Source organism: Polyangium jinanense (genome assembly GCF_028435265.1).
GTDB classification, from domain to species: Bacteria; Myxococcota_A; Polyangia; order Polyangiales; family Polyangiaceae; genus Polyangium; species Polyangium jinanense.
Map to the genome: position 1 here is coordinate 1 of NZ_JAGTJK010000034.1, position 14,567 is coordinate 14,567.

A 14,567-nucleotide genomic window follows, 5' to 3' on the forward strand; every position below is an offset into this window, starting at 1 on the left:
CACTAGAACTCATCTCACAAACCGTCCAGTAGGTCTATCAGCGCCAACCTCCTACTTTGTAGGATCAATCGAACGAACCTCGCTCCAGCGGTCGGTACATTTTTGGTGCTGGCGACATATGCGGGTATGGACCTGACAGACCCTCAGTGGGCGCTCCTCGAGCCGCTTATCCCAGCTCCGCGCGTGCGCGCCGATCGCCGTGGCAGGCCGTGGAAGGATGCGCGCGAGGTGCTCAACGGCATTTTGTGGATCTTGCGCACCGGCGCCCGATGGGCCGACTTGCCCGAGAGATATCCGCCCTACCAGACGTGTCATCGGGGGTTCCAGCAGTGGTCGAAGGACGGCACGCTCGAACGGATCCTCTACGCCTTGGCCGGGGACTTACGTGACCGAGGGCAGATCGACTTGAGCGAGGCGTTCATCGACGGCACGTTCGTGAGCGCCAAAAAGGGGGGCGCTGCGTCGGGAAAACGAAGCGTGGCAAGGGGACCAAGATCATGGCCATTGCAGACGGCTCTGGTCTTCCTCTCGCCGTCTGCATCGAAAGTGCTTCGCCGCATGAAGTCACGCTCGTTGAGCGAACCCTCGATAACTGCTTCCTCGCCCAGCTCCCCAAGCGCCTCATCGGCGACAAGGCCTACGACAGCGACGCGCTCGACGCGCGGCTCGCGCAGGAGCGGGGGATCGAGCTGATCGCGCGCCCAATCGCTCGAATCGCAAGCGCCTTACCCAAGACCTCCGCCCCCTCCGCCGATACAAGCGCCGCTGGAAGGTAGAGCGCCTCTTCGCCTGGCTCCAAAGCTTCCGCCGCATGGTGGTACGGTACGAGCGCTACGCCGAGAACTTCCTCGGCTTCGTCCACCTCGGATGCATCGTCCTGTACCTCAGGGCGCTCCTCGCCTATTTTATGAGATGAGTTCGAGTGGTATCAGAGGTTGCCGCGGTGACGGACTGGAAGTCCCAGCCCACGACGCTTCGGCCGTTGATGGTGCCGTAGAACTCCCGGAGGTAGTTGCCTCGCTCGTCTTTCATGTCCTTGCCGGACTTCAGCAGCCGGCTGGAGTAGATCTTCATCTTCGCAGGTGGAAGGGAGAGGTCGATGGCAGCGGCATGGTTCGGGCCGGTCTTGTCGGCAGCCAACCGGACGGAGTAGTCACTTTTGGGGAGGTTGGAGCGCTTGTTGTGGTACCCGGGCTTGTTGGCGTAGATCCCGCCCATCCTTACGGAGGGCTCCAGGGCCTTGAACGCAAGCCAGAAGTTCCACATTGGATTGGTGATCGCGGAGGGGTTCGGGTTAGCCATCGGAGTCCTCCTTCATTCGCTTCCTAGCTGGCATCGCAGCTCTCCTTCGCCTTCTCCGTGCTAATGGACGAGTGAGCTGGTGGCGGCGCGTCGAACAGCCCGCCACCGGTTCCCGCTCGGGTCGACGTCCGCCTCGACCTCGGATCCTCTGTCAATATGGTGTCTGGGTTTCACGTGGCAACGGATCGGTGCACGAACACGATCGCCACGCGGCAGGACCTTGCGGCGTCGGGCAGGCTCTACAACGAAATGAGCGAGGAGCATTTCGCGGCGGCGACACGAACGCCCGATGTGCATCACGTGGAGGTATGACCATGGCCCGTAAAACACCCGAGGACGCGGGCGGGACCGAGGCGCGCCCCGCCCTTTCCGCCGAGGCGCCGTTCACGCTCACGTTGCTCGACGTAGGGGAACAACCCTACGGCGATGCAGTGCTCTGCCGCTTCGGCGACATCTCTATCATGATCGACGGGGCCCACCCCGCTAATTACCGGCGGAAAGACGGACACCGCTCGATTCAGGAGCAAATCAAGCCGCTCCTGCCGCAGCGAGGTCGCGCATCCGTGGTGACCCTCCTCATCGTCTCTCATGCGCATCAGGATCACATCGGGTGCCTGCCGCGGCTCGTGCGCGACGGGCACCTCGTCGCCGAATGGGCGCTCGTGGCGCATCCGGAGCTCGGCTGGGGCAAAGCGGGCAGGGAACGCGCGGCGCCGGAGGTATCGCCCTCCGCGCTCCGGATCGCGGCGGCCCTGCGCGAGGAGCCGCAGGAGTTCGACGACGCCGGCGAGGAGAGCGCGTTCCTCGAAGCGGCGCAGCGCATGGACGAGGAGTACCGCGAGATGCTGAATACGCTGGCCCGCAAAGGAACGCGGGTCATTCCGTTTTTGGGGAGCGACGACCCCGCGGTCCGGCCGCTCGTGGAAGCGCTCTCGCGCCGCAGGGTTTCCCTGAAGCTCCTCGGCCCGACCCGAAAACACGTCGCCGCCTGCGCGGAGGGCATCTCCGGGGGACTGGAGACTTTGAGCGTCGAAATCGAGAAAGTGCTCGCGGCCGAGAGCACCGGGAGCCCCGACGAGGAGGCCGACGAGGCCAAAGAGGCGCGTGAGCTCGAGGTTTACCGCAGGTTCGCCTCTCGTTTCGCCTCCGAGGACGAGGAGGCCGGGGGGGTCGAGGAGGCGGGAATTCCCCGCGTATCGAAGTTCGTGAACCTCCAGAGCTCGGTGCTGGTCTTCGCATATCAAGGCAAGAAGTTCCTGTTCACCGGGGATATGCAGCTCGCGGATCCGCAAACCACGGACCCCACGGTGCTCGCTGGGATGAAGAAGATCCTCGGGGCCATCCGGAAGGACGCTCCCTACGACTTCGTGAAGCTGTCGCATCACGGGAGCGACAACGGAATCAGCGCAGAGCTCCTCGAGCTCATGGGGAATCCCCGATTGCTCGGCATATGCGCCGGCGAAAAGAGCAGCCGGCACCCGAACGCGAGGACGATCGATCTCATGAAGAGGACACGCGCCAAGCGCGACCTGCGCTGGGCGCGGACCGACAAGAACGGGCTCACGACGATCCGCTTCGACGAGGGCGAGCCGGCCGTGGACGTGTCCTGCGGTCACATCAACGACGCGAGCCCGCCGAGAGGCTCAAGGCGATCGGAAACGGCGGACATGGACGAGGCGGATATGGACGAGGCGGATATGGACGAGGCGGACATGGACGAGGCGGATATGGACGAGGCGGACATGGACGAGGCGGACATGGACGAGGCGGACATGGACGAGGCGGACATGGAGGAGACAGAATCGCGCGCACGTGGAAAGCCGGTCGCTTCCGGGCCGTGCGTCGGGTCTGCCCCGGAGCACGGGGACGAGACCAACGTCGGGTTTGCCGGGGAGCGGGGGGAGGAGACCAACGTCGCTCCCTTGGAGGGAGTCCTGGAGTTCGTACCTGGGTATCGGCGCGCCGGCGGGGTCGCCGCCGAGCTCCAGCATGAGCTCGAAACGGGCGCTGCGCCCTCCGACCCTGTCCTGCGCCCCGCCAAGCCCACGAGGGTGGAAGCCACGCTCGCGATCGAGGCCGCGTCCGAGCCGGAGACCCTGTTCGACCCAGCCTACCTGGCCCCCATCACGGCGACCGAGACCATCGTCGGCACCGTCGACGATCGGCGGCTCATCACCCCGACGACGGCGCTGCCCTGGCGCGCGATCTGCTCGTTGCGCATGACCAGCTCCGATGGAAAGCGGTTCATCGGCACGGGCTGGCTCATCAATCCGCGCACCGTCGTCACGGCGGGGCATTGCGTCTATTCCCACGCCTTCGGAGGCTTCATGAAATCCGTGGAGGTCACCCCGGCGCTCGATTCGGACGCGAGGCCGTTCGGCTCGGTGGTGGGGAAGAAGTTCCGCGCCGCGGAGGGGTGGATCAAGGACAAGTCGTCGGAGTACGATTACGGCGTCATCCTGCTCGACGAGCCCATCAGGCTCGAAAGTGGCTTCTTCGTGCCCATGCCGGCCTCGAACGCGGAGCTCGAGGGCGTCCTCGCGAACATCGCGGGGTACCCTTCGGATCGAGAGCTCGGCCGGCGCCTCTTCTTCCACGCGCGAAAGCTCCAGAACATCGGGACGCGGCGGGTCCAGTACGACATCGATACGTTCGGCGGTCAGAGCGGCAGCCCGGTGTGGGTCACGCTCCCGAATGGGAGGCGCATCGTGATGGCGATCCACACGAACGGCACCACGCCCAGCGTGAAGTTCAACTCGGGGACGCGGATCACCGCCGAGGTGCTCCGCAACCTGACGAAATGGGCGGCGGAGGCGGGGGCGGAGGCGCCGAATCCGCGGCCGAGGCGACGCGCGCCGCGCAGAGAAGAGGCGCCCGCGACGGAGAGCGCAGGGGAACGGCCGCGGGAGCGTACGGCGACGATGCTCAGGGGCCGGGTCATCGACCGTGAACGACGCCCCATCGCCGGCGCCACCGTCGCGATCAGCGCAGGCGACGCGCCTTATCCCGAGGTCGCCGCGATCTCGGCGGCGGACGGCTCCTTCACGCTGCCGATCACGAGGTCGGGGCGTTACGGGGTGGAGGCATTTTCGGCGGGAGGCAGAGGCGCCACCACGACCACCGTCGCGGGGGACGAGCCGAGCGACGCGACCATCGTGCTCGATTCGGAGAGAGAGGACATGACGAACGAAACCGTGGTGGCGCCGCCGAGACTTCCGCTGCGTGGGATGCCACTCCCGGGGACAGGCATGAAACGCTGCGTCAAGAGCGCGGCCGTGACGCAGCTCCAGAATGCGCTGGTGAAGCTCGGCCACATGACGAAGGCCCAGGTGAATGCGGACCGGGGCACGTTCGGCGAGCAAACCGAGGCGGCGCTGAAGAAGTTCCAGGCCAAACACGGCTTGCAGGCCACGGGCACCTACGGCCCGAAGACGCGCGCGGCCTTCGCGAAGCTCGGCGCGAAGGTGGCCCAAGCGCCGAAGCCCGGCCGCCCGACGCGCGGCGGCGTATAGCTCGCGCAGCTCCAGGCCATCATGCCCCACCTTTGTCGATGCGTAGCGCCCTGAACGCGCCGCCGCGCGACGTATCCGGGCCGGCTGTGCCGAGCGCAGCCGGCCCGGATACGTCCATTGCTGCCTGAACCGAGGAATTCACCGATGGACATGGTCTGCCCTCCCTGGCGCGGAAATCGGGGGGCTGGCGCTGGAGGGCTTGACGTCTGCGAGAATGCGGTAGGTGCGACGGCGGTCGGTCAGACTTCACGATCGCCTCGCGCACACGAAGGCGCGCCCCCCGTACCCGCGGGGGGGCGCGCCTTCGTGTGCGCGAAACGGCGCATTCTCGTCGATGCGCCAGCTACAGGCTCAGCGGATCTGCCTGGCGAAGGCCCAGACGAGGCCGACAATCACGGTAGCCCACCCCACGAACGGGACGGCTTTCGAGGCGACCTTGGCCACCGTCTTCGCGGCAGCCTTGGCGCCGACCCGCTTCGCGAGTTCCTTCCGGAACTTGCTCGAGCGCATCGCGTTCAGGACCTTCTTCAAGGGCTTCTTGGCTTTCGCGAAGCGCTTCGCCTTGAGGTGACCGATCAGCTCCTGCCAGCTCTTCTTGTCCGCCACCTGCACCGCAAAGATGATTGCGGTGATCATGCTCGGTTCAATGCCGAGCGCGGAGACGAGCTTCGCGGCCACGGTTGTCACCAGGCTCTTGGGCGGGGCCCCAGCCTCGGACGTTGCGCCCTCCTGGGCAGCCTCGGTGGCGGCGGCCTCGTTCGCGAGGAAAGCCTCGAAGGTGGGGAAAGAAAAGTCAGGGGCCACCTCATCTTCGTCCTCGCCGGCCTCCGCGGCAGCCAAGTGGCTCCCGGAGCGGGCGGCGGCCTCCTTAGCCAGTTGGTTGAGCTCCGCGCAATGCGCGAAGATCGCCTTGACCAACGTCTCGCTCGGCACCGCTTTGCCAGGCATGAGCGTCTCGAGGTCGGCGACCTGCGTTTCCAGCACGAGCTCGAGGCCCTCCACCTCGCTCCGCTCGAGCACCTCGGTCACGAACTCCTGCGCCGGTTCCGCCGTGGACTCGATTTTTTTCGAATGCTTTGTTGCCATGACCTGCCCTCCTGCGTGTATCGCGCGCAGTCGTGTCCCTTCCCGCGGACCCATCATGGTTCGCAGTCTTCGGAGCCGACAGACTCGCGTCATGCATTTCATTGGGTTTCCGGTTCCGTCCGTCAATCAGGGCGTGGCCACCCCGCAGGCAACGTCTCACCGTATTGCGGGCGACCTTCAGCTCTCGCGCGATTCGCTCGGCGCCCAAGCCGCGGGCCGCCAGATCGCGGATCTGCCGGATGATCTCCGGCTCCACCCGGCGAGGACACATCTCCCTCCGCCAGGAGAGTCCCCGGAATCGCGTCTTCCTGAAGTGCCCTCCCGTCTTTGCCCAGTCTCCTCCACCCGCTCTCGTACACGCTGGCTGATGGAATACCCCGGCTGCCGCGTCGTTCGCCGAGCTGCGCCTGCGCCATGCACATTTCCCGCCCTGCGTGGCGGTGCGTATTCTCCGGGCGCGCTACGGATGGCGATGTCCTCGCTTGCGCGTCTTTTGAATGACACTAGAACTCATCTCACAAACCGTCCAGTAGGTCTATCAGCGCCAACCTCCTACTTTGTAGGATCAATCGAACGAACCTCGCTCCAGCGGTCGGTACATTTTTGGTGCTGGCGACATATGCGGGTATGGACCTGACAGACCCTCAGTGGGCGCTCCTCGAGCCGCTTATCCCAGCTCCGCGCGTGCGCGCCGATCGCCGTGGCAGGCCGTGGAAGGATGCGCGCGAGGTGCTCAACGGCATTTTGTGGATCTTGCGCACCGGCGCCCGATGGGCCGACTTGCCCGAGAGATATCCGCCCTACCAGACGTGTCATCGGGGGTTCCAGCAGTGGTCGAAGGACGGCACGCTCGAACGGATCCTCTACGCCTTGGCCGGGGACTTACGTGACCGAGGGCAGATCGACTTGAGCGAGGCGTTCATCGACGGCACGTTCGTGAGCGCCAAAAAGGGGGGCGCTGCGTCGGGAAAACGAAGCGTGGCAAGGGGACCAAGATCATGGCCATTGCAGACGGCTCTGGTCTTCCTCTCGCCGTCTGCATCGAAAGTGCTTCGCCGCATGAAGTCACGCTCGTTGAGCGAACCCTCGATAACTGCTTCCTCGCCCAGCTCCCCAAGCGCCTCATCGGCGACAAGGCCTACGACAGCGACGCGCTCGACGCGCGGCTCGCGCAGGAGCGGGGGATCGAGCTGATCGCGCGCCCAATCGCTCGAATCGCAAGCGCCTTACCCAAGACCTCCGCCCCCTCCGCCGATACAAGCGCCGCTGGAAGGTAGAGCGCCTCTTCGCCTGGCTCCAAAGCTTCCGCCGCATGGTGGTACGGTACGAGCGCTACGCCGAGAACTTCCTCGGCTTCGTCCACCTCGGATGCATCGTCCTGTACCTCAGGGCGCTCCTCGCCTATTTTTATGAGATGACTTCTAGTCGTTGCGGCAAGCGCGAGCCACCTTCGTCGAAATCGGCGCAATGCATCCGAACATGCTCGTCCACGTTCTTCCGGCGTCCGAGGGCGCGCGATTCGACCGGCGACCGCTTCCAGGGGAGGGGCCCGATGCATGACGGGAGCGACAGAGCGAGGGAACTCCAGTATCGACGCGACCTGTTCGATGAACTGCGCATCGCGCAGTTCATCGACCCCGGGTCCAGCGCTTGCGCTGGTCCGGGTCCAGGGGCGGATAGCCCCGGTGGGGCCTGGGGCAACGCCCCAGCGCAGCGGCTTCGGAAAGCGAAGGCGCATTGATGGGAAAACTTCTCCTCATCGAGGACGACGCTGCGCTCGCTTCCGTGCTCTCCCTCGCGTTCGAGGACGCGGGGCACGAGGTGATCGTCGCGAAGGATGGGCTCGAAGGGTTTGCTCGAATCACGCGGGATCGCCCGGACCTCGTGATCAGCGACGTCAACATGCCGCGCCTCGATGGCTTCAGCTTGTGCCGGCGCCTGCGCGAGGCGGGCAACCTCGTGCCCCTCATCCTCCTCACCTCGCGTGATTCCGAGATCGACGAGGCGCTCGGGCTCGAGCTTGGCGCCGATGACTACGTGGCCAAGCCGTTCAGCACCCGCGTCCTCCTCCTGCGCGTGCACGCGCTCCTGCGCCGAAAGCAGGCGCCGGGCAGCGCGGCGACGTCCCGGGGCGTGGTCGCTGCGGGGCCACTGCGCCTCGATCCAGAGCGGATCGAGGCGCGCTACCACGACACGCCGATCGCCGTGACCCTCACCGAGTTCCGCCTCCTCGAGGCGCTCGTCGCTCGCCCGGGCGTCGTCTTCTCCCGCGAGCGGCTGCTCGAGCTCGCGCGTGGCGACGAGAGCGTGGTCGACGCGCGCCTCGTCGACACCTACGTGCGACGCCTGCGCCGCAAGTTCGAGGCCGTGGAGCCGGCCTTCGACGGCATCGAGACCGTGGTCGGCGCGGGGTATCGGTACAAGGACCGTGGCGCGTAGGAAGCACTCCCTCCGGCGCCGTACGTTCGCCGTGGTCCTCGCGGTCGTCCTCGCGCCCGTGGGGATCGTCTTCGGCGCCCGGTACGACGACGCAGGCGAAGAGGATCGCATGCGTGCCCGCGTCCTTCGCGCGGCCGAGGCGGCTCGATCGATCGTCGCCACGAACCCCGACGCCTCCTCCACGCTCGCGGCGTCGATCGAAGAGGCCGCGGCGGGCGAGCGGGTGCGGCTCCGCGTGATCGACGGCGCGGGGGTCGTCGTCGCGGATCACGATCACGAACCGGCCACCTCGCTGCGGGACCGGATTGGCGATCTCTTCTTCGGCCCCGACGGCGCGCCCACGCTTCGCACCTACGAGGAGCTCGCGCCGCGCCTCGCCGAGCGTCCCGAGGTCCAGCGCGCGCTTGCCGAGGGGCACGCCGAGGGCTGCGAGCGCGCGCTCGGAGGCAAGCTCCTCGTTTGCCATGCCGCCCTGCGTGTCCCTTTGACGACCCCCGCGCGCGTGGTGCTTGCGCAGAAGAGCTCGCCGCGGGTCATCCGCGCGATCTCCGACGTGCGGTATCCGCTCCTCAAGTTGAGCTTTTTCGTGCTCGTCGGCGGCCTCGCGCTCGCGTGGTGGCTCGGCCGCCGCATCGTCCGGCCCATCGAGGAGCTCCGCGCCGAGGTCCTCGATCGGGCCTCGCGTCCCCTCTCCGGCCCGCCGATCCCCGTGCGCGAAAAGGACGAGTTTGGCGACCTCGCGGGCGCCTTCAACACCCTGCTCGCCGCGATCGCCGAGCGCAGCCAGAAGAACCACGCCTTCATGGCCGACCTCGTCCACGAGCTGAAGAGCCCGGTCGCCGCGGTGCGCGCCGCCGCCGAGGCCCTGCCCGGCGAGGGCCCGCCGAACCCCGCGCGGATCGAACGCCTGCGCCAGGTCCTCTTCGATTCGAGCAAGCGGCTCGACGCGCTCGTGAGCCAGTTCCTCGAGCTCGCGCGCGCCGAGGCCGGCTTGCCCAGCGAGGAGCGGACGGCGCTCGATGCCGCGGAGCTCGTCGCCGCCATCGCCTCGGCCCTCCAGAAGGACGAGCGCCACGCGGGCATCACCTTCGAGCTCGACGCCGCGCCTGCGCCGGTCGAGGTCGTCCCGGCCCGCATCGAGGCGGCGGTCCGCAACCTGCTCGACAACGCCGCCGATTTCGCCGGCGAGGGCGGCACCGTGCGGGCGCGCGTCCGCGCGGAGGCCGGGCAATGCGTGATCGAGGTCGAGGACACCGGTCCCGGCATCCCGCCGGAGAACCTGCCGCGTATCTTCGACCGATTCTTCACGGACCGGCCCGCGGGAAAGGGCCAGGGCACGGGCCTCGGCCTCGCCCTCGCCAAGGCCATCGTCGAGGCCCACGGCGGCAGCCTCGTGGCCGCATCGAAGCCGGGGAAAGGCGCGCTCTTCCTCCTCCGCCTCCCGCTCGTTTCACACGGCGTCCACATCCCTTCCGACGACGTTTCACCCCCGCGCTAGCGCGCCGTCCATACGGCGGGTGCAACCTCCTCGTGTCGAAGGGAGGTTGCTTTGCGGATCGTATGGCTCGCCGCCGCGGACGCCCGCGGCCATTTGATGCGCGCTCACCTCGTGCGGGGCCTGCTCGCCCGGCACGGCGTTCGCGTGGACGTGATGACCACCTCGGAGGAGGGTCGGTCCTTCCTCCAGGCCCTTGGCACGCCCTCCGAGCTTTTGTCCGCCCATTACAGCTTGGCCTACGACGCCCACCAGAACATGGCCCGGGCCCGGACCGAGGCGTGTATTCTGCGATATCTCTTCACCCCGAGCCGCGGCGCCGCGGATCTCGGGCGCCTCTCCGAATTCGCGCGGGGCGCGGCGTACGTGGTGAACGATTTCCACCCGCTCTTGCTCCTCACTGGCTCGCGCCCGGCCGGCGAGGGCCACGCGCTCCCGTGCCCCGTGGTCCACGTGTATGGCGAGAACATCTGGCGCGCCATCGAGGGCCATTTCGAGGGCCGCGGCCCGGCGCTCGCCCACAAGGGGTTCGGCGCGCTCGTGCGGGCCTTGCGGGATCGGGCCCACGCGCGGATCGAGCATACCCTCGCCGCGCCCCTCGCCGGGGATGGGGATCCTGCGCGACGAAGCCACCGCCTCCTGCCCATCGTCGCGGCGCCGCGTAGGTCCGCGGCCGACGTGCGGGCCTCGCTCAACCTTGCCCCGGGCGCGCGCCTCGCGGCCGTGTACCTCAATCCCCATTTCGCGGATCCGGCCGTGGCCTCGGCCATCGAAGAATCCCTCGCTGCGGAGGGGTACGTGATGCACGCGGTGGGCGAGGGGTATGCCGCGCGCCCTGCCTTTCGGCCTTACGATCCCGATTTCGGCAGCGTCGCGGCCGCGGCGGATCTCCTCGTCTCGGCGCCGGGCATGGGCGCGGTGGGGATGGCGCGGCTCTTCGGGGTCCCGCTCCTCGCGCTCCTCACGGACCAGCCGGAGCAACGGCAAAACACGAATGTCTTCGCGTCATGCCCCGCGGGCGCGTTTGCCGGCGTCGAGCTCGACGCCCCCGGCCGCCTCGAAACCCGCCTGCGTCGCTCCCTCCGCGCCCTCGGCCCCTCGGCGGGCGCGGCCCTCGCGCGCCCCTCGGCCTCCGCCCTCGTGGGCAGGATCCACGAGAGCTGGGCCCGCATTCTCCTCGATATCGCCGCATCCACCCCTGCGCGGCGGATGCTCTCCGTCTCGACCCAACACCCCAAGGAGGTTCATTCATGAAGACCACGAATCGCCCCAGCGCCGCCCTCGTCCTCGAGACCAACAACCTGCGAGGCACCACCGAAAAGGAGCGTATCGTGCAGAGCCTCGAACGCCTGCTCCGCCACCTCGGGGCGCAGACGTTCCCGCTCCGCGAGCTCGACGAGATCGTGATCACGCACGACGGCCTCTCTCCTCGGGAGCAAGCGCGCCTCGGGGAGGCGATGGGGCGCGAGGTACGGTTTCTCGAAATCGGCGCGGAGGTCGGGTATTACGATGCCAAGAACCGCGGCTTCGACGCCACCACCGCGGACGTCGTGGTTTTCGGCGACGCCGATTGCTGGCCCGACCCCGCCTGGCTCGAGCGTCTGCTCACGCCCTTCGCCGCGGATCCGGGCACCGAGGTCGTGGCCGGCCGGACTACGTACCGGGACGACCTCTTCGGCATCGCCGCGACCGCGATCGATTTCATGTACTTCCCGAGCCCCCTCGGCGAGGGCACGACGCGAAACTTTTATGCAAACAACGTCGCCTTCCGGCGCGACGTCTTCGCAGCGCGGCGGTACCAGCCCGCGGAGGGCATTTACCGAGGCCATTGCCAGGCGCTCGGCCTGCGGCTCGCCGCGGACGGGGTGCGCATCCGTTTCGAGCCGGCCGCGCACACGACGCACCGGTTCCCCGACAGCGCCGCCGAGCTCCTGCGCCTGCGCCTCTTGCGTGGCGCCGATACCGTGGAAATCACCCCGTATCTCGGCCGCGCATTCTTGCCCGCGGAATGGCAATGGCTGAGCCGGCTCGGCCCGCTGTCGCCGCTCGGGGTGCTCTCGGTGCGTCTGGGCTTCTCCGCGCGGGCCGTGGGCGAGCAAGGGCTCTCCGAGATCGATGGGGCGCGGAAAGCCGCATGCCTGCTGCTCGTGGGGGGCATCTCGGCGGCAGACGCCGTGGGGTCGATCCTGCGCTCGACATTCGGCGCGCGTTTCGGCGTGCACGACGGCGGCTTCCGGGGGAAGGCGCTGTCGTATCACGGGGACAGGGATCGGCTGGCAACGGCGGCTGCGTGATGCATCTTGGCAGGCGCTGCGCTGGGGCTTTGCCCCAGGCCCCACCGGGGCTATCCGCCCCTGGACCTGGACCAGCGCAAGCGCTGGACCCGGGGTCGATGAACTGCGCGATGCGCAGTTCATCGAACAGGCCCGAGGCAAGACCGGCGACGACCCTGCCAAACCGAAACCGCCGCGCTGCCATTTCGACTGGCAACCCCGTCTCACCGGCCCGTTGGAAGAACTGCGCATCGCGCAGTTCTTCCACCCTCGGTCCAGGCCGTGCCTGGTCCGGGTCGAGGGGCGGACAGCCCCCGCGGGGCCCGGGGCAGAGCCCCGGCGCGGCGGTTTGCGTCAGCCTTCGGACTCCACGTACTCCTGGCAGCAGCAGAACTCGGTCGTGGTCGCCGTGCTCGACTTGCTGCCGCAGATCACCTTCTCGAGGAGGGCCTGGAAGCCGTTCAGCGCGTCCTTCGAGGTGAAGGCCTTGCCGCCGGTCTCGGTGGCCACGCGCGCGAATTCGTCCTCCAGCGCCTTGCGCTGCTTCTCCTTTGCGCCGCTCGTGCCGAGGTAGGTGTGGACGCGGACGTCGTTCTTCTTGGCGGCGTCGATGGCGCGGTTGGCCTCGGCGATGTCGTCCTTGTCGACGTTGCCGCCGCCCTCGAATGCCTCGTCGCCGAGGAAGAAGACCGCGCGCTTGGCGCTGGGTCGCCAGTCGTAATGGGTGATCACGTCCTCGATTGCGCGCGCCCCGTCCTCCTGCGCGCCGCCGCCCGAGACCGTGCCCTTCTTGCGACCCCGCAGTGCCGCCTCGTCTGCCTTGGCGACGTCGGTCAGGTAATTGCGGACCGTGGTCTCGAAGCGCGTGTTCTTGAACGTCCCTTCGATGCCCAGGTACGTGACGCGCAGGTCCGAGGGGCACTTGGTCTTGGCCGCCTCGATGGCCGCGGCGACCGCCTGGTTCAGCGCGTCCGCCTCGTCCTTCATCGACACGCTCGAATCGATGACCACGACGAGATCGACTTGAGGAACGGACGTGCTCTCCTCCGCGACCGTGGTCCCCGTGGCGACCTTCGGGAAGTCGATCGTCTTGCCGAGGTAGCTCTGCGGGCCTTCGCCGCCGATTCCGGTGAGCTGCGCCGGCAGGGTCGTGTCGGCGGTCAGGCTGCAGATTCCCTTGGCCGGGGTCCCCGTGACGAACGTGAAGCGTTTGTCGTCACCCTCTCCATCGAAATAAAACGTCTGGACGTTGCTCTGGTTGATCGTGCCGACCACCTTGTCGTGGTAATAAAACGCGACCAGCTTCGGCGGGCCGCCGTCGGCCGGGGTCTCGTAGGTGAAGCAGCCCTTGCCCGCGATCGAGCCGTCCGGGTTTTTCACCGTGTAGGTATAGCTGGTCGTGGTCCCGGGCTTCCCGGGGTCCTTGATCACGACCGTGGGGGTGGCCGGCTTCGCGGGCGGCTCGGCGGCCTTGGGCGGCTCCTGTGCCTTCGGCGGCTCGACGGGCTTGGGCGGCTCGGCGGGCTTGCGCGGGAAGGCGGAGGCGACGTACAGCCCCGAATTGTCGACGCGCGGCCCCCAGCTACCCGGCATCGGGTAGAGGTCATAACTCAAGCGCAGGGTCTTGCAGCCGGCCGCGTCGAGCCGCACCAGGCCCATCACGGTGTCGATCGAATTGGCCTGGCCCCCGGGAGCCGGCCTGTTGGTTCCTTGCAGCACGCCGTTCACGAGGCTCAACTGCGCGCTCGGCTGATTGCCCCCCGAGGTGTTCGGCGCGACGCCGCCATTGTACAGCTTCCAGCCAGCCGGGCTGGCGGCGCCGCCGCCTTCGAGCGTGCCGGTGATGGTGACCGTCGTCTTGGCGTACGTCAGGCCCGCGTAGATGTCGCTCACGCCGACGAGGGTGTTTGCCCCCGCGACGCCGTCCTTGCCCCCGACCCTCGAGCCCTTGTAGCGGGAGAAGTCGAGCTCGACCGTGAAGTTGTTCCGGGCGCCCGTGAACTGCTTGTTCGCCTGCATGCGGATCGCATTGACGCTCTTCGACGCCATGCCCGTCTGCTCGTTCTTCCCGAACGACGAGGCGCCGGTGCCGTCATTGACCGAACCGCGCGGGGGCACGCCCCCCAGGTTCCAGTCGAAGGTGCCGAAGCCAGCGCTGACGCCGAATCGAATGCCGATCTCGCCGCCCAGCCCATCGGGGATGTAACGCCACTGGTTCCAGTCGCCGGGGCCATTCCACCGGTACCCCGACGGGTTCCAGAAGACGAGGTCGAGCCCTTCAGCGGACGCAGATTGGGTATTGGGTGCTGACATGACGGAGCAATCCTCCCCATCAGAGATGCGCTCCCTGATGTCTTCACGTCCTTTACGATGAGCCCGCGGGCGCCGGATATAGGACCTTGGTCCCATGGCGCCTGGGGCCGCCGCGCCGGGGCGCCGCCCCGGACCCCGCGGGGGCTG

General features: G+C 67.7%; 9 protein-coding genes and 4 pseudogenes. 10 read left to right on the forward strand and 3 right to left on the reverse strand.

Annotated features, from left to right (window positions below; translation table 11 throughout):
* Positions 1 to 126 precede the first annotated feature (126 nt).
* Positions 127 to 411 (forward strand): annotated as a pseudogene (locus KEG38_RS56175) (transposase); the annotation flags it as partial.
* Positions 412 to 497: 86 nt separating this feature from the next.
* Positions 498 to 916: pseudogene (locus KEG38_RS56180) on the forward strand (IS5 family transposase).
* On the opposite strand, the gene KEG38_RS38140 reads toward KEG38_RS56180, so the two are convergent.
* The gene (locus KEG38_RS38140) at positions 901 to 1,302 is read right to left on the reverse strand and encodes a hypothetical protein (protein WP_272425359.1); all 402 of its coding nucleotides are present in this window, start codon (positions 1,300 to 1,302) and stop codon (positions 901 to 903) included. The pseudogene KEG38_RS56180 and the gene KEG38_RS38140 overlap by 16 nt on opposite strands.
* 174 nt (positions 1,303 to 1,476) lie before the next feature.
* Here KEG38_RS38140 and KEG38_RS38145 point away from each other — a divergent pair, with 174 nt between their 5' ends.
* A complete protein-coding gene (locus KEG38_RS38145) occupies positions 1,477 to 1,614 on the forward strand; it encodes a hypothetical protein (protein WP_272425360.1) in 138 nt (45 codons plus the stop codon).
* Between the two features lie 2 nt (positions 1,615 to 1,616).
* Positions 1,617 to 4,814, forward strand: coding sequence for a peptidoglycan-binding protein (locus tag KEG38_RS38150; RefSeq protein WP_272425361.1), 3,198 nt, complete (start codon positions 1,617 to 1,619; stop codon positions 4,812 to 4,814).
* 351 nt (positions 4,815 to 5,165) lie between these two features.
* On the opposite strand, the gene KEG38_RS38155 is transcribed toward KEG38_RS38150, so the two are convergent.
* Positions 5,166 to 5,957: a hypothetical protein gene (locus tag KEG38_RS38155; protein WP_272425434.1), complete on the reverse strand. Its 792-nt coding sequence runs from the start codon at positions 5,955 to 5,957 to the stop codon at positions 5,166 to 5,168.
* A gap of 570 nt (positions 5,958 to 6,527) precedes the next feature.
* Between KEG38_RS38155 and KEG38_RS56185 the strand changes: the two are divergent.
* From KEG38_RS56185 to KEG38_RS38190, 6 genes and pseudogenes are all read left to right on the forward strand, one after another.
* Positions 6,528 to 6,812: pseudogene (locus tag KEG38_RS56185) on the forward strand (transposase); the annotation flags it as partial.
* A gap of 86 nt (positions 6,813 to 6,898) precedes the next feature.
* Positions 6,899 to 7,641: pseudogene (locus KEG38_RS56190) on the forward strand (IS5 family transposase).
* Positions 7,641 to 8,339 (forward strand): response regulator transcription factor, encoded by a 699-nt coding sequence (locus tag KEG38_RS38175; RefSeq protein ID WP_272425362.1) that lies wholly within the window; start codon positions 7,641 to 7,643, stop codon positions 8,337 to 8,339. Before KEG38_RS56190 ends, KEG38_RS38175 begins: the two are co-directional and overlap by 1 nt.
* Positions 8,329 to 9,837 (forward strand): sensor histidine kinase, encoded by a 1,509-nt coding sequence (locus KEG38_RS38180; protein WP_272425363.1) that lies wholly within the window; start codon positions 8,329 to 8,331, stop codon positions 9,835 to 9,837. Before KEG38_RS38175 ends, KEG38_RS38180 begins: the two co-directional genes overlap by 11 nt.
* A gap of 51 nt (positions 9,838 to 9,888) precedes the next feature.
* On the forward strand, positions 9,889 to 11,088 hold the full coding sequence (locus tag KEG38_RS38185) for a hypothetical protein (RefSeq protein WP_272425364.1): 1,200 nt from the start codon (positions 9,889 to 9,891) through the stop codon (positions 11,086 to 11,088).
* Complete coding sequence (locus KEG38_RS38190; RefSeq protein WP_272425365.1) at positions 11,085 to 12,128, forward strand: glycosyltransferase family 2 protein; 1,044 nt, start codon at positions 11,085 to 11,087, stop codon at positions 12,126 to 12,128. Before KEG38_RS38185 ends, KEG38_RS38190 begins: the two co-directional genes overlap by 4 nt.
* Positions 12,129 to 12,461: 333 nt before the next feature.
* Here KEG38_RS38190 and KEG38_RS38195 read toward each other — a convergent pair whose 3' ends face one another.
* Complete coding sequence (locus tag KEG38_RS38195; RefSeq protein ID WP_272425366.1) at positions 12,462 to 14,420, reverse strand: vWA domain-containing protein; 1,959 nt, start codon at positions 14,418 to 14,420, stop codon at positions 12,462 to 12,464.
* Positions 14,421 to 14,567: the final 147 nt, after the last annotated feature.